This is a genomic window from Streptomyces sp. NPDC001480, assembly GCF_042894725.1.
In the GTDB taxonomy this organism is placed as follows: Bacteria; Actinomycetota; Actinomycetes; order Streptomycetales; family Streptomycetaceae; genus Streptomyces.
Genome location: NZ_JBIAVX010000003.1, coordinates 230530 through 249135, shown reverse-complemented (window position 1 = coordinate 249135; position 18606 = coordinate 230530). Strand labels below are relative to the sequence as shown.

The window sequence follows — 18606 nt, the reverse complement described above, 5'->3', positions numbered from 1 at the left end:
GGAGCGTGAGCGAGCCACGGTCCGCGCCGACGGTGGGCCAGGTGGTCCTCGGCCGGCGCCTGCTGGACCTGCGGGAACGCGCCGGGCTCAAGCGGGAGGAGGCCGCCCGGATCCTCCGCGTCGCCCCCGCCACCGTCCGCCGCATGGAGATGGCCGAGGTCGGCCTCAAGATCCCCTACCTCCAACTGCTCCTGAAGGCCTACGGAGTCTGCGACGAGGAGGCCGAAGCCTTCGTCCGGCTGGCCGAGGACGCCAACAAGCCCGGCTGGTGGCAGCGGTTCCACGACATCCTGCCGGGCTGGTTCTCGATGTACGTGAGCCTCGAGGGCGCGGCAAGCCTCATCCGGTCGTACGAACCGCACTTCGTGCCCGGTCTGTTCCAGACCGAGGACTACGCGCGCGGGGTCCTGAGGTCGGGCGCCATCGGACAGACCCGCCCCGAGGACATCGAGCGGCACGTCGCGCTGCGCATGGAACGCCAGCAACTGCTCACCCGTTCCGACGCGCCCCGGTTCTGGGCCGTCATGGACGAGACGGCCCTGCGCCGTCCGGTCGGCGGCCCGGAGGTGATGCGCGCGCAGCTCGACAGGCTGATCGAGGCCACGAAGCTGCCCAACGTGACACTGCAGGTCGCCCCGTTCGCCAACGGGCCGCACCCCGGCACGTACGGGCCCTTCGTGCTGTTCCGATTCGCCATGCCCGAACTTCCGGACATGGTCTACAGCGAGTACCTGACCGGTGCCGTCTACCTGGACGCGCGTACCGAGGTGGCGACCCACCTCGAGGTCATGGACCGCATGGCGGCGCAGGCCGCTACGGCACAACGCACGAAGGAGATCCTCCGGGATCTCCGCAAGGAGCTGTAATGGATCGCATCAAGCCGCGCAGTCGCGTCTACAACGGCATGCCCGCGCGGGAGTTGGGCAGCGAGGGGTGGCACAAGCCCTGGAGCGGCGGCAACGGCGGGAACTGCCTGGAGGCGATGAAGCTCGCCGACGGCCGGATCGCCGTACGCCAGTCGACCGACCCGGACGGTCCGGCGCTGATCTACACCACGGACGAGATGACCGCCTTCATCGAGGGCGCCAAAGCGGGGGAGGCCGACTTCCTGCTGTCCTGAACCTCCTGAGTCGCCTGTTCTAATCGAATGTTCTAACCGACTGTTGTTTTTGTTACTTGCTGAACTCCCCCCTTACGGGTAATGACTTGAACACCTTACGGAGTGCCTCATGACCGGGCAGGACCCCACGGCCGCCACCCAGATCGACACCAGCAGGCCACACCCCGCGCGCATGTACGACTGGTACCTCGGCGGCAAGGACAACTACCCCGTCGACGAGGAGATGGGCCGGCAGATGCTGGCCCTCGACCCCAGGGTGCCGGTGATGGCCCGGGTCAACCGCGCGTTCATGCACCGCGCGACACGGTGGCTGGCCCAGCACGGCGTACGGCAGTTCCTGGACGTCGGCACCGGCATCCCGACCGAGCCGAACCTGCACCAGATAGCCCAGCGGGTGGCACCGGACTCCCGGGTCGTCTACTGCGACAACGACCCGATCGTGCTGGCCCACGCGGCGGCCCTGCTGCGCGGCACGCCCGAGGGTGCCACCGAGTACCTTCAGGCCGACGTGCGCGACCCGGCCGCCATCATCGAGGGCGCGAAGAAGGTACTGGACCTCGACCGTCCCGTCGCGCTCTCGCTCGTCGCCCTGCTGCACTTCGTCTCCGACGAGGACGGCGCGCACGAGCTGGTCGGCCGGCTGCTGTCCGAACTCCCCTCCGGCAGCTACCTGGTGATGACCCACGCCACCGCCGACTTCACGCCCGAGGAGTCCGCGGCGGCCACCGAGAAGCTCAAGGCCGCGGGCGTCACGCTGGCGTTGCGCTCCCGCGAGGAGTTCGCCCGCTTCTTCACCGGACTCGAACTGGCCGACCCCGGCGTCGAGATCGTCCACAAGTGGCACCCCGAGCTGGGCGATCCGGTTCCGGGGCAGGACGACGGGGTGATCCCGGGCTACGGGGCGGTGGGCCGCAAGGCGTAACCCCGAGTGGTCCTCGAGGGCCTCGGGACCCCGGGACGGTTCATACCCTCATGGGCCGGTCGTACGGGCCTATCGGCGCCGGCAGCCGCGAACTCCCCGTCAGATGACGGTCGACGGCCGCCGCCACCGCCCGCCCCTCCGCGATCGCCCACACGATGAGCGACTGCCCGCGCGCGGCGTCCCCGGCGGCGAACACGCCGGGGACGTTGGTCGCGAAGCCGGAGTCCCGGCTGATCGTGCCACGTGGCTCCAGCGCCAGCCCCAACTGGTCGACCAGGCCGTCCCCGCGGTCGGGCCCGGTGAACCCGAGGGCCAGCAGAACGAGATCGGCGGGGATGTCCCGCCCACTGCCGGGCAGCGGGCGGCGCAGCGCGTCCACCTCGACCAGGTGCAGCGACCGCACGTGCCCGTCCGCGTCACCGGTGAAACGCAGCGTCGACGCGGCGAACAGCCGCGCGTCGGCATCCGCGGCCGGCGCGGTCTCCAGGTCGCGCGCCTCCTCGTGCGCGGCCGACATCCGGTAGATCTTCGGATACGTCGGCCAGGGCTCGGTGTCCTCGTCGCGCTCGGCGCCTGGCTGGGCGTAGATGTCCAGCTGGGTGACGGAAGCGGCCCGGTCCCGCACCGCCGTGCCCAGGCAGTCGGCCCCCGTGTCGCCGCCGCCCACGATGACGACGTGCTTCCCGGCGGCCGAGAGCGGCGACACCTCCAGGTCGCCCTCGCACACCCGGTCGGCCAGCGGAAGGTACTCCATCGCCTGGTGTATGCCGGCCAACTCCCGGCCCGGAACGTCCAGTTCACGCCAGGCTGTGGCTCCTGTGGCGATGACGACGGCGTCGTACCGTGCGCGCAGCTCGGCCGCGTCGACATCCCGCCCGACCGCCGTCGACGTGCGGAACTTGGTGCCCTCGGCGCGCATCTGCTCCAGCCGCCGGTCCAGATGCCGCTTCTCCATCTTGAACGCCGGGATGCCGTAGCGCATCAGCCCGCCGATCCGGTCGTCCCGCTCGTACACCGCGACCGTGTGCCCGGCCCGCGTCAGCTGCTGGGCCGCCGCCAGCCCCGTCGGACCCGAGCCGATCACCGCGACGGTCCACCCCGACAGCCGCTCCGGAGGCCGGGGCGGCGCGAAACCCTCCTCCCAGGCCCGGTCGGCGATCGCGCACTCGACGTTCTTGATGGTGACGGCCGGCTGGTTGATGGCCAGCACGCACCCCGCCTCGCACGGCGCCGGACACAGCCGCCCGGTGAACTCGGGGAAGTTGTTCGTGGCGTGCAACCGGTCGCTCGCCGCCCGCCAGTCCTCGCGCGAGACCAGGTCGTTCCACTCGGGGATGAGATTCCCCAGCGGGCAGGCGTCGTGGCAGAAGGGGACACCGCAGTCCATGCAGCGGTCGGCCTGCTTGCTGATGATCGGCAGCAGGGCTCCCGGGACGTACACCTCGTCCCAGTCCTGGACGCGCTCCGCCACCGGCCTGCGCGGCCACTCCTGGCGGGGCGTGTTCATGAAACCCTTGGGATCGGCCATGGCCGTCTTCCTTGCTCGGGCGTAGGACGGGCCGTGCGTCATCGGGCGGCACACTCTTTCGGCCACTTTACGTCCCCTCCGCCTCGCCCGCAGAGGGGTGGACAGCGCTTTCTGCGGGGATTCCTCAGGTGTCTGCGGTGAGCCGCTCAGGCAGGGGCCAGGGTTCTCCGAGGCCCCCCCGAGACCTCCCTCAGGTGAGAGCCAGCACGTACACGAGCGCGGCGGCGGCCGAGGCGGCCGTGCGCAGGTGGTTCCAGAAGGTCCACTCGCGCACGTATCCCGGCCAGTAGGCGGCCGCCTCCGCAGTGCCCGGATCCAGCCGCAGCAGCGTCTCGTTGCGCGGCACGTTCGCCACGACGGTCAGCCCGAACGAGCCGCACAGGTACAGCGCACTGCCCAGCAGCAGCTCCACCGTCCCGTCGGCAGGCCACAACACGAAGGTCACCACGGCGATCACCGCACACAGCACCGCCGACCCCACGAAGACGGCCATGAAGGCCGGTGTCACCGCCGCCACGTTGATCGCGTTCATCGCCGCGACGCCCTGCGCGGGCGGCAGGGCGGCGAGCCCTCTCATCACGAACGTCGAGAACGCGCAGAAGACCCCTGCCACCAGCCCGGTCCCCAGCACACCCAGCACGACCAGTACCAAGTACGGCCCGTGGATCATGCTCCACCCACCTCCCGCCTCGAATCGGGCGCCGTCCCCGCCTGCCCGCGACGACCGCGGCCCGCCATGGACCGGCCGACTCCCGCCCCCATGTCACTCATCTCACTTGTCTCGCCTGTCTCACTCATCTCACCCGACGTCCGCCCCGGCCGCTCGCCACCCGCCCAGCACGGTCTCCACGGCCGCCGCGATCCGCCGCCGCGCCTCGTACCGCGGCACCCCGCTCATCAGCAGCTGGTCGTACGGCGTGTCCAGGTGCCGTACGGACGCCACGACCGCCGAGACCACCGCCCCCTCGGTCAGCGCCCGCCCTGCCGCGCTCCGCCCGACCCGCCCGCTGCCCCGCAGGGAGGCGTGCAGGGCGATCGCCCGGGCCCGTTCGGCCGGGCATTCCGGGAAGAGCCGCCGGACCTCCGCCGCGAACGCCTCCGCGAACCGCGTGTCCTCCGCCGCCCTGCGCCGCGCGTCCCGCGCCCGGCGCCGCCGCCGCGCCTCCGCGTCCGCCAGGCACCGTTCCTCGGCCCGCGCCAGTGCCCCCTCCTCGACGAGGACGCCCTGCCGCTCGTACCGGCTCCTGCGCCGGTTGAAGCGCACCACCACCGCCGACAGCGTGCTCTCCTCGCGTGACCTGCGCGTCAGCGCGGTGTCGCCGCGCGGCAGGAAGACGAGATGCCCCAGGTCCGCGCAGTCGAGACAGCGCGGCACGCCCTCCTCCAGGACGAGCAGTGACAGCGGCCCGCGCCGGCACGTGGCGCAGCGTTTGCGCCGCAGCGGCTGGATGACGAGAAGTCCGGCGTGGAACGAGGTGGTTGCGGGTCGCACCATATTCGGTTTCTTCCCCCTGGCGCCCGGGCTGCCACGCCACGGGCGTGGGACCGCGCGGCATCATGGGCCCTGTGCGACTCGAAGCGATCACCTGGGACCGGCTCGGCGAGCTGCTCGCCGACCGGCTGGCCGAGCTGAAGCCCGCCGACGGCGGTTCCTGGCCACGCGTCGCCTTCGACGGGGCCCCGGCGGCCCGGCCGGGAGACCTCGCCGAACGCGTCGCGCAGGCCCTGCGGGTACGCGGTCGCCCTTCGCTGGTGGTGGGGACGGAGGGTTTCCTGCGCCCGGCCTCGCTGCGGCTGGAGCACGGCAGGAGGGACGTGGAGTCGTACTACGGCGGATGGTTCGACACCGGCGCCCTGTGGCGCGAGGTCTTCGCCCCGCTCGAAGCCGGCGGCACCGGCCGCGTCCTGCCCGACCTGTGGGACCCCGGCACCGACCGGGCCACCCGCAGCCCCCATGTCCAGCTCCCGCCCGGCGGTCTTCTGCTGCTGCACGGACCCCTCCTCCTGCGCCACTGGTTCCCCTTCGACCTGACCGTCCATGTCCTCCTCTCGCCGGGCGCCCTGCGGCGCCGCACCCCCGAGGCCGACCACTGGACGCTCCCCGCCTTCGAGCGCTACACGGCCGAGACCGACCCCGCCGGGACCGCCGACGTCCTGGTGCGTGCCGACGATCCCCGGCATCCGGCGTGGAACGGCTGACCGGCGCGGCGGCCGGGCGCGTGCGTACATGAGGGCGTACGTGCGGGGGTCGTGCGGGGGTTCGCTTTCCGCGAACCGCTTTTGTATGCACGCGCATGTAACTATGCTGGCGCCATGACGATCTCCACAGACGATCACGTCTCCTTCGACGACTCCGTCCGCGCCCTCCTCGACGGCAGGAACTTCGCCGGCGTCGCCACGCTCGGCCCCGACGGAGCGCCGCAGAACTCGGTGGTCTGGATCAAGCGCGAGGGCGACACCGTGCTCTTCTCCTCCGTGGACGGACGCCAGAAGGTGCGCAACCTCCGCCGCGACCCCCGCGTCAGCCTCTCGGTGTTCGACCTGGCGAACCCCTACACCTCGGCCGAGATCCGCGGCACCGCCGAGATCCTTCCCGACGAGGGCAAGCGGCTCCCGTACGAGCTGTCGCACAAGTACCTCGGCATAGACCCGCCCGCGGAGAAGGACGACGAGGTCCGCGTGATCGTCAGGATCGTCCCGACGAAGGTCGTGGCCTTCTCGGTCTGACCGGCCCGTCCGCCGTGGTCGGAGCCGGCCGGGGTCAGAGCCAGCCGTTGCGCCGGAAACCGCGGTACAGCGCCAGGCACGCCACGGATATGACACCGATGACGAGCGGATAGCCGAACCGCCAGTGCAGCTCCGGCATGTGATCGAAGTTCATGCCGTACACCCCGCACACCATGGTCGGTACGGCGATCACCGCCGCCCACGCCGTGATCTTCCGCATGTCCTCGTTCTGTGCGACCGTCACCTGCGCGAGGTGCGCCTGAAGAATGGAGTTGAGCAGTTCGTCGAAGGCCGCGATCTGCTCCTTGGCGCGCATCAGGTGGTCGAAGACGTCACGGAAGTAGGCCTGTATCTCCGGTGCGACCACTCGTATCGGCTTGGTCGCGAGGTCCTCGATCGGGCGGCCGAGGGGCGCCACGGCCCGCTTGAGTTCGAGGAGTTCGCGCTTCATCTGGTAGATGCGGCCCGGATCCACCCGCGCGCCGTTCTCCGCGAACACATCCGTCTCGACCTGGTCGATGTCCGCCTGCACCGAGTCAGTCACGGTCAGATAGTCGTCGACCACATGGTCCGCGATCGCGTGCAGCACCGCCGCCGGCCCCTTGGCGAGCTGCTGCGGATCCGACTCCAACTCCTCGCGCAGCGGACCCAGGGAGCCGTGTCTCCCGTGCCGCACCGTGACCACGAAGTCCTGGCCCACGAACACCATGATCTCGCCGGTGTCCACCACCTCGCTCGTCGCCGTCAGTTGCTCGTGCTCGACGTAGCAGACCGTCTTGAACACCGCGAACAGCGTTTCGCCGTACCGCTCCAGCTTCGGCCGCTGATGGGCCTCGACCGCGTCCTCGACCGCCAGCGGGTGCAGGTCGAACAGCTCGGCGAGGCCCGCGAACTCACGGTCCGTCGGCTCGTGCAGCCCCAGCCAGACGAAGCCGTCGCCGCTCTTGCGCACCCGCTCCACGATGTCCACCAGATCGCCGTCCCCGGGGACCCGGACGCCGTCCTGGTACGTCACGCAGTTCACCACCGAGGAGCCCAGCGGGGAGCGTGCGGGATGACTCAGGTCGACCTTCGGCCGCCGCCGGGCCAGCCGCGCCACCCGGCGCAGACCGCCGACCCTGCCGAGGCCCGTGACCTTCCGCAGATTCCCTGCCATGGACATATGGATCTCCTTGCGTGGATCTCCTCGCGTAACGCTTCAGCGCCTTGCCGAGCCAGTTTGCCAGTCCTGCCCGAGCAGCGGGTAAGCCTGTGGAAACGGGTGATTCCGCTTGGTTCCCGGCTGTGGACAAAACGTTGGATGATCTCGGTATGACGCCATCCGACTCGACGCCGTCCGATGCGCCGCCACACGACTCAACGCCGTCCGACGGGTATCTCCTCGACAACCGGCAGGACGAGGCGGGACAGCGCTTCGACGCCTTCGCCACCCTCTTCGACCCCACCACCTTCCGGCATCTCGAAGGACTCGGCATCGGCCCCGGCCTGCGCTGCTGGGAGGTGGGAGCCGGCGGAACCTCCGTGGTCTCCTGGCTGGCCGAGAAGGTCGGCCCCACCGGCACGGTGGTCGCCACCGACATCGACATCTCGCGGGTCGCCGCGGCCGCCCGCCCACCGGTGGAGGCGCGTGTCCACGACGTCGGCGCCGACGAGCCGCCGGGGCAGGGCTTCGACCTGGTGCACGCCCGGCTCGTCCTCGTCCATGTGCCCGACAGGGAAAGAGCGCTCCGGTCGATGGTCGAGGCGCTGAGGCCCGGCGGACGGCTCCTGATCGAGGACGCCGACCCGGCCCTGCAACCGCTGCTCTGCCCCGACGAGCACAGCCCCGCGCAACAGCTCGCCAACCGGCTGCGGCACGGCTTCCGCAAGCTGCTCGCCGACCGCGGTGCCGACCTGTCCTACGGCCGCAAGCTTCCGCGCCTGCTGCGCGAGGCCGGCTTGCGCGACGTGCGGGCCGACGCCTTCTTCCCCATGACCTCACCCGCCTGCGCCGCTCTGGAGTCCGCCACCGTGCGCCAGATCCGCGGGCAGCTCGTGGCCGCGGGCATAGCCACCGACGAGGAGATCGACCGGCACCTGTCCCACATCGCCTCCGGCTCCATGGACCTGGCCACGGCACCGATGATCTCGGCGTGGGGGTGGAAGGCGTAGAGCTCGCCGGGCAGAGGACCTCTGGCAGAGCACCCCCGGACCGACCGGGTGCCGTCACCCGGGCGTCGGCGGCCTGCCGCCCACCCGCTCCACAGCCCGAGCTCCCGCCCGGCAGCCCGCGACCGCCGCCTCCTCGGGGGCCGCGCCCGAGACGAGCGAGGCGAGGAACGCGCCGGTGAAGGCGTCCCCGGCGCCCGTGGTGTCCCTCGGTGTCGCAGGCGCGGCCGGGACCCTGGCGAGCAGGGCGCCGGACCGGGCCACCAGCGCTCCGTCCGCGCCCGCCTTGACCACCACCAACGGGACATGGCGGCTCAGCTTGGCAGCCGCGTCCACCGGATCCGGCAAACCGGTCAGCAGAGCCGCCTCGTCCCGGCTCGGCAGCAGCACGTCCAGCCGCTCGGCGAAGGCGAGGAACCGGTCCACTCCCAGTCGCACGAGGAAACCCGCCGACGCCGGATCCAGGCTCACCGGCACACCACGGGCCCGCGCCGCCCCGAGGGCCACCGCCGCCAGCGCCCGGCTCGGCTCGGAGAACAGCAGGTAGCCCGACAGATGCAGCCGGGCGACTCCGTCCAGCAGCGCGTCGGACCAGTCGGCGGGTTCCAGCCGGAGCGACGCGCCGCTGTCCGTGAGGAACGTACGCTCGGCCGCTGCCCCCGCGTCGACCAGGCAGACCACTGTCCCGGTGGCCGCCTCCGGGTCGACGACGAGCCGTGGCCGCACGCCGGCCGAGACCAGCTCACGCTCGTGCCAGGCCCCCGCGTCCACGCCCACCCGCCCGAGCAGCCGTACGTCCGCGCAGCCCGTGTAGGCGGCCCAGCAGGCCACATTGGCGCCCGCGCCACCCGGCAGCGTCCGGATCGCGGCCGCCGTGTCGGTGCCGGCCGCGAGCGGCCCCCGGTGCCGGGCGACGACGTCCGTGACGACGTCCCCGACCACCAGCAACGCCCCGCTGCCGCCCGCCGGGCCCCCGGAGCCCGCTGTCACCCCCGCGCCCAAGCCGTCGCGATCCGCGCCGCCAGCCGGACGTTGCCGCGCACCGCGGCGAGGTTGGCGCTCAGCGACGCCCCGTCGGTGTGCCGGACCAGATAGTCGAGCAGGAACGGTGTGACCGCCTGGCCGGTGACGCCCTCCGCCTCGCAGGCGTGCAGCGCGTCGGCGAGCACGCGCGCGTGCAGCGCGGGGTCGAGCTGCTCCTCCTCGGGGACGGGATTGGCGACGATCAGCGCCGACTCCGGCACACGCAGGCCGTCCTGTGCCCGCATGACCTCCGCCACCTGCTCGGGGGTCTCCAGCGTCCAGTCGACTGGGTGCCCGGAGTCGGAGAGGTAGAAGCCGGGGAAGCGGTCCGTGCCGTATCCGGCGACGGCCACACCCAGCGTCTCCAGCCGCTGGAGGGTGGCCGGCACGTCCAGGATCGACTTCACCCCCGCGCACACCACCGTGATCCGAGTCCGCGCCAGCAGGCCCAGGTCCGCGGACTCGTCCTGTGTGGCCGTCCATTCCCGGTGCACACCGCCCAGCCCGCCCGTCGCGAACACCCGGACGCCCGCCAGGGCCGCCAGCAGCGCGGTCGCCGACACCGTGGTCGCCCCGCTCGCCCCGGCCGCCACCGCGAGCGGCAGGTCCCGGTGGCCCAGCTTGCGTATCCCGTCCTCGTTCGCGACCCGCTCCAACTGCTCCTTGTCGAGGCCGACATGGGGCCGCCCGTCCAGCACCGCGATCGTCGCGGGTACGGCGCCCTCCCGCCGTACGACCTCCTCCAGTTCCCGGGCCACCTGCAGGTTGCGCGGACGCGGCAGCCCGTGCGCGATGATCGTGGACTCCAGCGCCACCACGGGCCGACGCGCGTTGAACGCCTCACGTACTTCCTCGGAAACCACCAGCACCACGTGCCTGCCTCCTGTCAGTCCGTCTTCCCTCATCTCTGGCGGGCCGTGCGCCCGGATAAACGCTTGCGGCCTGTGGTGGCCGCCACCAGCCTTGGCCGTATGACCGACAACAGCACACGTCTCGACCACGTCGTCCTGTGGGTGAGCGATCCGGCTGCCGCGGCCGACTTCTACGAGAAGGCGGTCGGCCTGGAGCCCCTCAGGGTCGCCGAGTTCACCGCGGGAAAGGTCTCCTTCCCCTCCGTGCGGGTCAACGAGGAGACCATCCTCGACCTCGCGCCCCGCACCCTCGCGGAGCGCATGAACATGCTCCCCGGCTCCGCCGACAGCGCGGGCCACCCCGTCAACCACGTCTGTCTCTCCCTGCCGCCGGACGCGTTCGACGCGCTCCGCGCCCGGCTCGAGGAACGCGCCGTCCCGGTGTCCGAGATCGCGCACGACTCCTATGGCGCCCGTGGCGAGGCCAGGCGCAGCTTCTACTTCCGCGACCCCGACGGCAACGTCTTCGAGGCCCGGCACTACGCGTGACCGCCGCCCGAGCCGCCCGGGCCGTCAGAACAGCGGCTCGGGCAGTACGCCCTCCAGGGCCAGCAGCTTGCGCTTGGTCTCCAGCCCGCCCCCGAACCCGCCGATCCCGCCGTCGCTCTCGACGACCCGGTGGCACGGCACGACGACCGGCAGCGGATTGGCGCCCATCGCCGCTCCCACCGCCTGCGCCGCGCCCGGCTGCCCGACCCGCCCGGCCAGGTCGCCGTACCCGACGACCGCGCCGTACGGAACGGCGGCCGCCAGCTCCCGCAGCACCTGCCGGTTGAAGCCGGATATCAGCGACCAGTCCAGCGGCAGCTCGAACGTGTGCCGCTTACCCGCGAAATACGCCCGTATCTGGCGCGTCGCCTCGGCCAGCAGTGGAGAGCCGGGCGCCTCGACGGGGTCGGTGCCCAGCCGGGCCGCCAGCCGCTCCAGCGCCCGGTCGCGCACCGCGTCGGTGGCGTGGAACACGACGTTGACCAGGCCGTCGCCCGTTGCCGCCAGCAGCAGAGGGCCGATGTCGGTGCCGACGACGGCCCACACGACCCGCTGCTCGTACTGCCCATGGCTGTCCATGAGCCCCACGGTACGACCCGCCACTGACAACGCCGCCGACCACCGGTCGCGGACTCAGGACCCTTCGAGCGCCGCCCGCACCACGTCGGGCCTGTTCGTGATCAGGCCGTCGACGCCGTAGCGGGCCACGCTCCGGGCGGTGACCGCGTCGTCGACGGTCCAGGCGAACACGCCCATGGGCCTGCCGTGCGGCCCATCGAACATGTGTACGGAGGTGACGTAGCCGGCGGAGATCGACCCGTACGAGGGGTTGATCAGGTCGGCGAAGCCCGCGTACCGCTGGAGGCTGCCCACCGACGGCGTGCCGAGGAAGCCGGTCGTGATGCCGGGCTTCAGGTCGTGGACGACGCGCAGGCTGTCCGCGCTGAAGCTCTGCACGATCAGACGTCCCCGGTGCCCGTGGTCCAGCCAGCCCTCGTTGCTCAGGAGCTTCAGGGTCTGCCGCTCGATGCCCGGGTACAGCTCGGGGTTCTTGATCTCCAGGAGCAGCTTCTGGTGGTTGTGCTCGACCCGGCGCATGTACTGCTCCAGTGTCGGCACGCGCGTGCCCCGGTACGCGTGGCTGAACCAGCTGCCCGCGTCCAGCCGGGCGATCTCGGCGGCCGTGAAGTCCTTCACCTTCCAGGGTGCCCGGCCGGGGAAGAGGTCCTCGACGTTCGTGGTGCGGGCGAGGCTGTCGTCGTGGATGACGACCAGTTCGCCGTCCTTGGTGCGCTGGACGTCGTTCTCGACCCAGGAGAAGCCCAGGCCGGCCGCCTTGTCGATGGCGGGCAGGGTGTTCTCCGGGGCATAGGCGGAGGCGCCCCGGTGGGCGATGACCTCGGGATGCCCACCGACGTCGTCCGTCCGGGCGTGGGAGGTGGGGGTCAGCAGGGTGGCAGCTCCCAGGAGTGCGGTGGTCGTGGCGGCGACTGCGCGCGCGTGCATGCGTACTCCTCGCGTCGAGACGGATGCCGACGGTACCGACGGATGATGATGAATACCCACGGATGCCGTGGATACCGATGAATGCGGACGGCACCAGCCTGACAGCAGAGCGGCAACAGCGACGGTGCGTGCGATGGCCGCGGATTGAACGGACTTGCCCAAGTCCGCTCACGGGTGCCGCACAAGTGGGGCAAGGGTGTGTTTCTTTGCCGGAAAATCGTTCGACCATTCCGGTGGGGGTCATACTCTCAGCGACAACCCTGACCGCTGGAGCGGTCCTGGGCGGGGGCGCTTGTCATACATTCCGGAACGCAAGAGGGCGGAAGGGCAGCCGCGCATGCAAGGCACGGTCGACGGTTTCAGCTACGGGGTCGTCACCCCCTTGGTGGCCTATCTGATGGCCTGCCTGGGCGGCGCCCTCGGCCTGCGCTGCACCACGCGCTCGATGCTGGTGGCCCACTCCTGGCGCCCCGCCTGGCTGGCCCTCGGCTCGGCCGCGATCGGCTCCGGCATATGGACCATGCACTTCGTCGCGATGATGGGCTTCAGCGTCAAGGAGACGCCGGTCCACTACGACAAACCGACGACGTACGCGAGCCTCGGCCTCGCCATCGTCATGGTCGGCGTCGGGATCTTCATCGTCGGCTACCGCGGCGCCACCGGCACGGCCCTGTTCACCGGCGGCACGATCACCGGTCTGGGTGTCGCCTCGATGCACTACCTCGGCATGGCGGGCATGCACCTCAACGGCACGCTCGGGTACAACACGCTCACCGTCGCCGCCTCGGTGGTGATAGCGGTCGTGGCCGCCACCGCCGCGCTGTGGGCCGCCGGACAGGTCCGGGGATTCCTGTGGAGCGTGGGCGCGAGCCTCATCATGGGCCTCGCGGTCAGCGGCATGCACTACACCGGGATGGCCGCCCTCAGCGTCCACCTGCACGGCACCTCCGGGACGCCCGAGGGCGAGTCGCCCGCCGCCCTGCTCGCGCCCATGCTGATCGGCCCCCTCGCCTTCCTCCTCCTCGCGGGTGTCGTCGTGATGTTCGACCCGCTGATGGTCATGGGCAAACCCGACTGGACCCGTGTCGAGCACAAGCCGGGCGTCCCGGCCGGCACCATGGCCCACCCGGACCGCCGCCCGCCGCTGCGTACGGCCCGCCCGCAGGGCCACCGAAGCTCCCGCGTCCCGCAGAACCGCTGATCAGGCCCCGTTGTCAGTGCGGGGTCGTACGGTTGATGTCATGCGGCCCGTTTCCCACATCGAACGCACGGTGGCGCCCTTCGAGGTCGTCAGCCCCTACCAGCCGAGCGGCGACCAGCCGACGGCCATCGCCGAGCTGGCCCGACGCATCGAAGCAGGTGAGAAGGACGTCGTCCTGCTCGGCGCGACCGGCACCGGCAAGTCCGCCACCACCGCGTGGATGATCGAGAAGCTCCAGCGCCCGACACTCGTGATGGCGCCGAACAAGACGTTGGCCGCCCAGCTGGCCAACGAGTTCCGCGAGCTCCTCCCGAACAACGCCGTCGAGTACTTCGTCTCGTACTACGACTACTACCAGCCCGAGGCCTACGTCCCGCAGTCGGACACGTACATCGAGAAGGACTCCTCCATCAACGAGGAGGTCGAGCGGCTGCGCCACTCGGCGACCAACTCGCTGCTCACCCGCCGCGACGTCATCGTGGTCGCCTCGGTGTCCTGCATCTACGGCCTGGGCACCCCGCAGGAGTACGTGGACCGGATGGTCCCCCTCCGGGTCGGCGACGAGATCGACCGGGACGAGCTGCTGCGCCGCTTCGTGGACATCCAGTACACGCGCAACGACCTGGCCTTCACCCGCGGCACCTTCCGGGTCCGCGGCGACACCATCGAGATCTTCCCGGTGTACGAGGAGCTGGCCGTCCGCATCGAGATGTTCGGCGACGAGATCGAGGCGCTCTCCACGCTCCACCCGCTGACCGGCGAGATCATCAGTGACGACCAGCAGCTGTACGTCTTCCCGGCCTCCCACTACGTGGCCGGTCCCGAACGCATGGAGCGGGCCGTCAACGACATCGAGAAGGAGCTGGGGGAGCGCCTGGCCGAGCTGGAGAAGCAGGGCAAGCTCCTGGAGGCCCAGCGCCTGCGGATGCGCACGACGTACGACATCGAGATGCTCCGCCAGATCGGCAGCTGCTCCGGTGTGGAGAACTACTCGATGCACTTCGACGGCCGTTCGCCCGGCTCACCGCCCAACACCCTGCTGGACTACTTCCCGGACGACTTCCTGCTCGTCATCGACGAGTCGCACGTCACGGTCCCGCAGATCGGCGCCATGTACGAGGGCGACGCCTCCCGCAAGCGCACCCTGGTCGACCACGGCTTCCGGCTGCCTTCCGCGCTGGACAACCGCCCCCTGAAGTGGGAGGAGTTCCAGGAGCGCATCGGCCAGACCGTGTACCTGTCGGCGACCCCGGGCAACTACGAGCTGTCGCGCGGGGACGGCGTCGTGGAGCAGATCATCCGCCCCACGGGCCTGGTCGACCCCGAGGTCGTCGTCAAGCCCACCGAGGGCCAGATCGACGACTTGGTGCACGAGATCCGCGAGCGCACGGAGAAGGACGAACGCGTCCTGGTCACCACGCTCACCAAGAAGATGGCCGAGGACCTCACGGACTACTTCCTGGAGCTCGGCATCCAGGTGCGCTACCTGCACAGCGACGTCGACACGCTGCGCCGCGTCGAGCTTCTGCGGGAGCTGCGCTCCGGCGAGTTCGACGTCCTGGTCGGCATCAACCTCCTGCGCGAGGGCCTCGACCTGCCCGAGGTGTCCCTGGTGGCGATCCTGGACGCCGACAAGGAGGGCTTCCTGCGCTCCGGCACCTCGCTGATCCAGACCATCGGCCGCGCGGCGCGCAACGTCTCCGGCCAGGTCCACATGTACGCCGACAAGATCACCCCGGCGATGGAGCGGGCCATCGAGGAGACCAACCGCCGCCGGGAGAAGCAGGTCGCCTACAACAAGGCCAACGGCATCGATCCGCAGCCGCTGCGCAAGAAGATCAACGACATCGTCGCCCAGATCGCCCGCGAGGAGGTCGACACCGAACAGCTGCTCGGCTCCGGCTACCGGAAGCTGAAGGACGGCAAGGGCGCCAAGGCCCCGGTGCCGGCGCTCGGCGACAAGGCCGCCAAGGGCGCGAAGGCCGCCAAGTCCGCGAAGGGCAAGGCCAAGGACGCGGTGCCCACCGACCGTCCCGCGGCCGAACTCGCCGAGCAGATCGAGGAGATGACGGAGCGCATGCGCGCCGCCGCCGCTGATCTCCAGTTCGAGATCGCGGCCCGGCTGCGTGACGAGGTCTCCGAGATGAAGAAGGAACTGCGTCAGATGAAGGAGGCCGGCCTGTCCTGAGCCCGGGCCGCCTCGGCCGGCCCCGGTGTCCGCGTGGAGTGCGGTGTGTTGCAACACCGACACAAAGCCCGGGCCGGGGGTCGGCACTGTCAGTGCCCCTGCGTAGGGTTTCGGTCAACCGCGCGCACCGCGGCAACAGGGGAAATCCGAGAGGGGAAACCGCCGTGACCGTCAACATGACCAAGGGTCAGGCCATCAGCCTGGAGAAGAAGGACGGGGGCAGCCTGACCGCGGTTCGCATGGGTCTCGGCTGGCAGGCGGCTCCCCGACGCGGTCTGTTCGGCTCGCGCACCCGGGAGATCGACCTGGACGCCTCCGCGGTGCTGTTCGCCGACAAGCAGCCCGTGGACGTCGTGTTCTTCCGCCACCTGGTCAGTGACGACGGATCCGTGCGGCACACCGGCGACAACCTCGTCGGCGGTGTGGGCCAGGGCGGCGACGACGAGGCCATCCTCGTCGACCTCCAGCGCGTCCCGGTCCACATCGACCAGATCGTCTTCACCGTCAACTCCTTCACCGGCCAGACCTTCCAGGAGGTGCAGAACGCCTTCTGCCGCCTGGTCGACGAGACCAACGGCCAGGAGCTGGCCCGCTACACGCTGGCGGGCGGCGGGGCGTACACCGCCCAGATCATGGCCAAGGTGCACCGGTCGGGTTCGGGGTGGACGATGACCGCCCTGGGCACCCCGTCCAACGGCCGCACCTTCCAGGACCTGATGCCGGCGATCCTGCCGCATCTGTAGCCGGCTCTACGACCCGCGCACGACATACGACCAGGGGGGACAGGCGATGACGGCCGAGCTGGTGCGGGGGCAGAACCACCCGCTCTCGCAGGTGCGGCTGGAGATCCGGATCGCGGCCGGCGTGCCGGTCGTGGCCGGGGCCACGCTCAGCGACGACAGCGGCAAGGTGCGGGGCGTCGAGTGGGTCGCCCACCCGGGTGCCCCCACCCTGCCCGGCCTGGAGGTCTCCCGCCAGGCAGCCACCGAACACCGCCTGGCGGTGGACCTGGCCGCCATGCCCGAGCACGTGCACCGCGTCGACGTGCTGCTGGCCCTGCCGACGGGGACGGGCGGACCGCTCCGCTTCGGCACCGTCGCCACCCCCTCGGTCGCCGTCACCGACCTCGACGGCACTCAGGTCGCGCGCTACACACTCACCGGCCTGGACACCGAAACGGCCGTCGTCGCCCTGGAGCTGTACCGCAGACAGGGCGCCTGGAAGGTACGTGCCGTCGGCCAGGGCTACGCGGGCGGTCTCGCCGCGCTGCTCACCGACCAGGGCCTGCCCCAGGCCGACGAGCTCGCCGGCAGCATCCAGGAGGCGGTGGCGCGAGGCCTGGCCCGCTCCATACCTGCGCCCGAGCCGCACACGGCGGACGCGGACCGTTCGCGGCAGGCGACGACTCCCGCGCCCGGCTTCGACCAGTCCGGCCCGGCACCCCAGGGTGCCCCGGAGGCGATGCCGCCGTGGACCACGCGACCCCACGACGGTCAGCCGCCGGGCGCCGGTGCCGACCCGTCCGGGCCCTTGGGCAACGTCGACTACACGCACCCCCGGCGCCACGCTGCCCCGCCGCCTCCCGCACCAGAGCCGCCCCCTGTCCCGACGGGGCAGCCCGCGGTGCCGGTCGCGGGTGACGCTGTCGGCTGGTCCATGGACGAACGGCTGTACAACCAGGTCTGGGGCATGTTCGAGGACCTGGCCCGCACCACGGCCGCTTACCGCAGCGCGGTCGACTTCGCCGACGCGCGCCTGGAGAAGGAGCTCGACCAGGTCCTGTCCGACCCGCGCAGCCGGCTCGGTTCGGCGGGCGAGACGGCACGCGAGGCGGCCCGGGCCAAGCGCGACGGCATCGTCGACCAGGCACGGGCGGCCCTCGACCGGGACCTCGACCAGCTCACCGCCGAGGCCGAGGTCGTCGAGCCCGCCCTCCCGCCGGCCTACGCCGGCTGGGACAACCCCGTCTGGCACGGCTACCAGGTCCCGACAGAGCCGCCGCTCGCCCTGCGCCTGGGCGACCTCCACCTGCCCGAGAGCGCCCCGCTGCGCGTCCCGATGCTGGTCCGGCTGCCGCTGGAACGCGGCCTGTGGATCGACAGCGGCCGAGTGACGGCGCCCGACGGCACGGTGACCGAGCCGCACGAACTGCGGCACCTCGCCATGGAGGCGGCGGTGGCGCTCGCGACCCGGCTGCTCGCCGTACACCCGGCGGGGGAGTTCGGCGTCGAAGTGATCGATCCGGCCGGTTCGGCGGTCCAGGCGCTGGTCCCGTTGGTGCGCAGCGGTGTCCTCGCCACTCCGCCCGCAGCCGGTGCCGCGGGAGTGACGGACGTCCTGGAGCGCCTCACCCGTCGTGTCGACCTGGTGCAGATGGCGGTGCGTGGTGGCGCGGCCGAATCACTGCCGCCCGGTCTGGACACGGCCCGGCAGCTGCTGATCGTGACCGACTTCCCGCACGGCTTCGACGACCGGGCCGTGACCGCGTTGCGTTACCTGGCGGACGAGGGCCCGGCCGTCGGCGTGCATCTGCTGGTGGTCGCCGACCGCGAGGACGCCGCCGCCTACGGACCTTTGCTCGATCCGTTGTGGCGTTCCCTCATGCGACTCACTCCGGTGCCCGACGACCATCTCGCGGACCCTTGGGTCGGCCATGCCTGGACGTACGAGCCGTCACTGGTGCCGCCGGGCAGCGAGGTGCTCCACCACGTGCTCGCCAAAGTGGCAGCAGCTTCTCCCAAGCAAAGGTAAAGGCTCCCTGAACAGGAGTTTTGATCTTTTCTTTGCCGATCACTTTACCTTTCCTTGGTGAATGGGGTACTGTCTTTCGTACGGAGGGGAGT

Annotated in this window: 19 protein-coding genes; 11 read left to right on the top strand and 8 right to left on the bottom strand. The window is 71.1% G+C overall.

All coding sequences use genetic code 11. The features are described 5' to 3' along the window. Positions 1-5: 5 nt before the first annotated feature. The 3 genes from ACFY01_RS08410 to ACFY01_RS08400 all read left to right on the top strand — a co-directional run bounded on the left by ACFY01_RS08410 (position 6) and on the right by ACFY01_RS08400 (position 2042). Entirely contained in the window at positions 6-866 is an 861-nt protein-coding gene (locus ACFY01_RS08410) for a helix-turn-helix transcriptional regulator (RefSeq protein WP_390734897.1), read from the top strand. Next, the gene (locus ACFY01_RS08405) at positions 866-1120 is read left to right on the top strand and encodes a DUF397 domain-containing protein (protein WP_132854465.1); all 255 of its coding nucleotides are present in this window, start codon (positions 866-868) and stop codon (positions 1118-1120) included. The genes ACFY01_RS08410 and ACFY01_RS08405 overlap by 1 nt, the downstream gene beginning before the upstream one ends. Positions 1121-1229: 109 nt before the next feature. After that, entirely contained in the window at positions 1230-2042 is an 813-nt protein-coding gene (locus ACFY01_RS08400; RefSeq protein WP_390734896.1) for an SAM-dependent methyltransferase, read from the top strand. A 40-nt stretch (positions 2043-2082) separates the two neighbouring features. Here the strand turns inward: ACFY01_RS08400 and ACFY01_RS08395 are convergent, their stop codons facing one another. From ACFY01_RS08395 to ACFY01_RS08385, 3 genes are all read right to left on the bottom strand, one after another. After that, entirely contained in the window at positions 2083-3570 is a 1488-nt protein-coding gene (locus ACFY01_RS08395; protein WP_390734895.1) for a glutamate synthase subunit beta, read from the bottom strand. Between the two features lie 190 nt (positions 3571-3760). Next, entirely contained in the window at positions 3761-4240 is a 480-nt protein-coding gene (locus tag ACFY01_RS08390; protein WP_390734894.1) for a DUF1772 domain-containing protein, read from the bottom strand. Between the two features lie 129 nt (positions 4241-4369). Then, the gene (locus ACFY01_RS08385) at positions 4370-5065 is read right to left on the bottom strand and encodes a DUF2293 domain-containing protein (protein ID WP_390734893.1); all 696 of its coding nucleotides are present in this window, start codon (positions 5063-5065) and stop codon (positions 4370-4372) included. A gap of 62 nt (positions 5066-5127) precedes the next feature. On the opposite strand from ACFY01_RS08385, the gene ACFY01_RS08380 reads away from it, so the two are divergent. Continuing rightward, complete coding sequence (locus tag ACFY01_RS08380) at positions 5128-5769, top strand: uridine kinase (RefSeq protein ID WP_390734892.1); 642 nt, start codon at positions 5128-5130, stop codon at positions 5767-5769. A 114-nt stretch (positions 5770-5883) separates the two neighbouring features. Continuing rightward, positions 5884-6297 (top strand): PPOX class F420-dependent oxidoreductase, encoded by a 414-nt coding sequence (locus tag ACFY01_RS08375; protein WP_390734891.1) that lies wholly within the window; start codon positions 5884-5886, stop codon positions 6295-6297. Positions 6298-6331: 34 nt separating this feature from the next. Here the strand turns inward: ACFY01_RS08375 and ACFY01_RS08370 are convergent, their stop codons facing one another. After that, entirely contained in the window at positions 6332-7459 is a 1128-nt protein-coding gene (locus ACFY01_RS08370) for a magnesium and cobalt transport protein CorA (RefSeq protein WP_390734890.1), read from the bottom strand. 149 nt (positions 7460-7608) lie between these two features. On the opposite strand from ACFY01_RS08370, the gene ACFY01_RS08365 reads away from it, so the two are divergent. Next, positions 7609-8448: a methyltransferase domain-containing protein gene (locus tag ACFY01_RS08365; protein WP_390734889.1), complete on the top strand. Its 840-nt coding sequence runs from the start codon at positions 7609-7611 to the stop codon at positions 8446-8448. A 54-nt stretch (positions 8449-8502) separates the two neighbouring features. Here the strand turns inward: ACFY01_RS08365 and ACFY01_RS08360 are convergent, their stop codons facing one another. Then, positions 8503-9435, bottom strand: a complete 933-nt coding sequence (locus tag ACFY01_RS08360; RefSeq protein WP_390734888.1) for a carbohydrate kinase family protein — start codon at positions 9433-9435, stop codon at positions 8503-8505. Beyond that, on the bottom strand, positions 9432-10340 hold the full coding sequence (locus ACFY01_RS08355) for a pseudouridine-5'-phosphate glycosidase (protein ID WP_390734887.1): 909 nt from the start codon (positions 10338-10340) through the stop codon (positions 9432-9434). Before ACFY01_RS08355 ends, ACFY01_RS08360 begins: the two co-directional genes overlap by 4 nt. Before the next feature lie 99 nt (positions 10341-10439). Between ACFY01_RS08355 and ACFY01_RS08350 the strand changes: the two genes are divergently transcribed. Continuing rightward, positions 10440-10868, top strand: a complete 429-nt coding sequence (locus ACFY01_RS08350; protein WP_390734886.1) for a VOC family protein — start codon at positions 10440-10442, stop codon at positions 10866-10868. Between the two features lie 24 nt (positions 10869-10892). Here ACFY01_RS08350 and ACFY01_RS08345 read toward each other — a convergent pair whose 3' ends face one another. Both ACFY01_RS08345 and ACFY01_RS08340 read right to left on the bottom strand, forming a co-directional pair. Next, positions 10893-11447: a methylated-DNA--[protein]-cysteine S-methyltransferase gene (locus ACFY01_RS08345; RefSeq protein ID WP_390734885.1), complete on the bottom strand. Its 555-nt coding sequence runs from the start codon at positions 11445-11447 to the stop codon at positions 10893-10895. Positions 11448-11501: 54 nt separating this feature from the next. Then, a complete protein-coding gene (locus tag ACFY01_RS08340) occupies positions 11502-12374 on the bottom strand; it encodes a glycerophosphodiester phosphodiesterase (RefSeq protein WP_390734884.1) in 873 nt (290 codons plus the stop codon). A 337-nt stretch (positions 12375-12711) separates the two neighbouring features. Between ACFY01_RS08340 and ACFY01_RS08335 the strand changes: the two genes are divergently transcribed. From ACFY01_RS08335 to ACFY01_RS08320, 4 genes are all read left to right on the top strand, one after another. Then, on the top strand, positions 12712-13575 hold the full coding sequence (locus ACFY01_RS08335) for an MHYT domain-containing protein (RefSeq protein ID WP_390734883.1): 864 nt from the start codon (positions 12712-12714) through the stop codon (positions 13573-13575). A gap of 40 nt (positions 13576-13615) precedes the next feature. Continuing rightward, the gene (gene uvrB, locus ACFY01_RS08330) at positions 13616-15763 is read left to right on the top strand and encodes an excinuclease ABC subunit UvrB (RefSeq protein ID WP_390734882.1); all 2148 of its coding nucleotides are present in this window, start codon (positions 13616-13618) and stop codon (positions 15761-15763) included. 164 nt (positions 15764-15927) lie between these two features. Next, complete coding sequence (locus tag ACFY01_RS08325; protein WP_361810727.1) at positions 15928-16506, top strand: TerD family protein; 579 nt, start codon at positions 15928-15930, stop codon at positions 16504-16506. A 46-nt stretch (positions 16507-16552) separates the two neighbouring features. Further along, positions 16553-18514 (top strand): TerD family protein, encoded by a 1962-nt coding sequence (locus ACFY01_RS08320; protein ID WP_390734881.1) that lies wholly within the window; start codon positions 16553-16555, stop codon positions 18512-18514. Positions 18515-18606 lie beyond the last annotated feature (92 nt).

Excerpts from the sequence above, each read along its gene's own strand:
- ACFY01_RS08365 (WP_390734889.1), top strand. The coding sequence starts at position 7,609 with ATGACGCCATCCGACTCGACGCCGTCCGATGCGCCGCCACACGACTCA.
- uvrB (WP_390734882.1), top strand. The coding sequence starts at position 13,616 with ATGCGGCCCGTTTCCCACATCGAACGCACGGTGGCGCCCTTCGAGGTC.
- ACFY01_RS08380 (WP_390734892.1), top strand. The coding sequence starts at position 5,128 with ATGGGCCCTGTGCGACTCGAAGCGATCACCTGGGACCGGCTCGGCGAG.
- ACFY01_RS08400 (WP_390734896.1), top strand. The coding sequence starts at position 1,230 with ATGACCGGGCAGGACCCCACGGCCGCCACCCAGATCGACACCAGCAGG.
- ACFY01_RS08370 (WP_390734890.1), bottom strand. The coding sequence starts at position 7,459 with ATGTCCATGGCAGGGAATCTGCGGAAGGTCACGGGCCTCGGCAGGGTC.
- ACFY01_RS08395 (WP_390734895.1), bottom strand. The coding sequence starts at position 3,570 with ATGGCCGATCCCAAGGGTTTCATGAACACGCCCCGCCAGGAGTGGCCG.
- ACFY01_RS08340 (WP_390734884.1), bottom strand. The coding sequence starts at position 12,374 with ATGCACGCGCGCGCAGTCGCCGCCACGACCACCGCACTCCTGGGAGCT.
- ACFY01_RS08375 (WP_390734891.1), top strand. The coding sequence starts at position 5,884 with ATGACGATCTCCACAGACGATCACGTCTCCTTCGACGACTCCGTCCGC.
- ACFY01_RS08350 (WP_390734886.1), top strand. The coding sequence starts at position 10,440 with ATGACCGACAACAGCACACGTCTCGACCACGTCGTCCTGTGGGTGAGC.
- ACFY01_RS08405 (WP_132854465.1), top strand. The coding sequence starts at position 866 with ATGGATCGCATCAAGCCGCGCAGTCGCGTCTACAACGGCATGCCCGCG.
- ACFY01_RS08385 (WP_390734893.1), bottom strand. The coding sequence starts at position 5,065 with ATGGTGCGACCCGCAACCACCTCGTTCCACGCCGGACTTCTCGTCATC.
- ACFY01_RS08345 (WP_390734885.1), bottom strand. The coding sequence starts at position 11,447 with ATGGACAGCCATGGGCAGTACGAGCAGCGGGTCGTGTGGGCCGTCGTC.
- ACFY01_RS08335 (WP_390734883.1), top strand. The coding sequence starts at position 12,712 with ATGCAAGGCACGGTCGACGGTTTCAGCTACGGGGTCGTCACCCCCTTG.
- ACFY01_RS08390 (WP_390734894.1), bottom strand. The coding sequence starts at position 4,240 with ATGATCCACGGGCCGTACTTGGTACTGGTCGTGCTGGGTGTGCTGGGG.
- ACFY01_RS08320 (WP_390734881.1), top strand. The coding sequence starts at position 16,553 with ATGACGGCCGAGCTGGTGCGGGGGCAGAACCACCCGCTCTCGCAGGTG.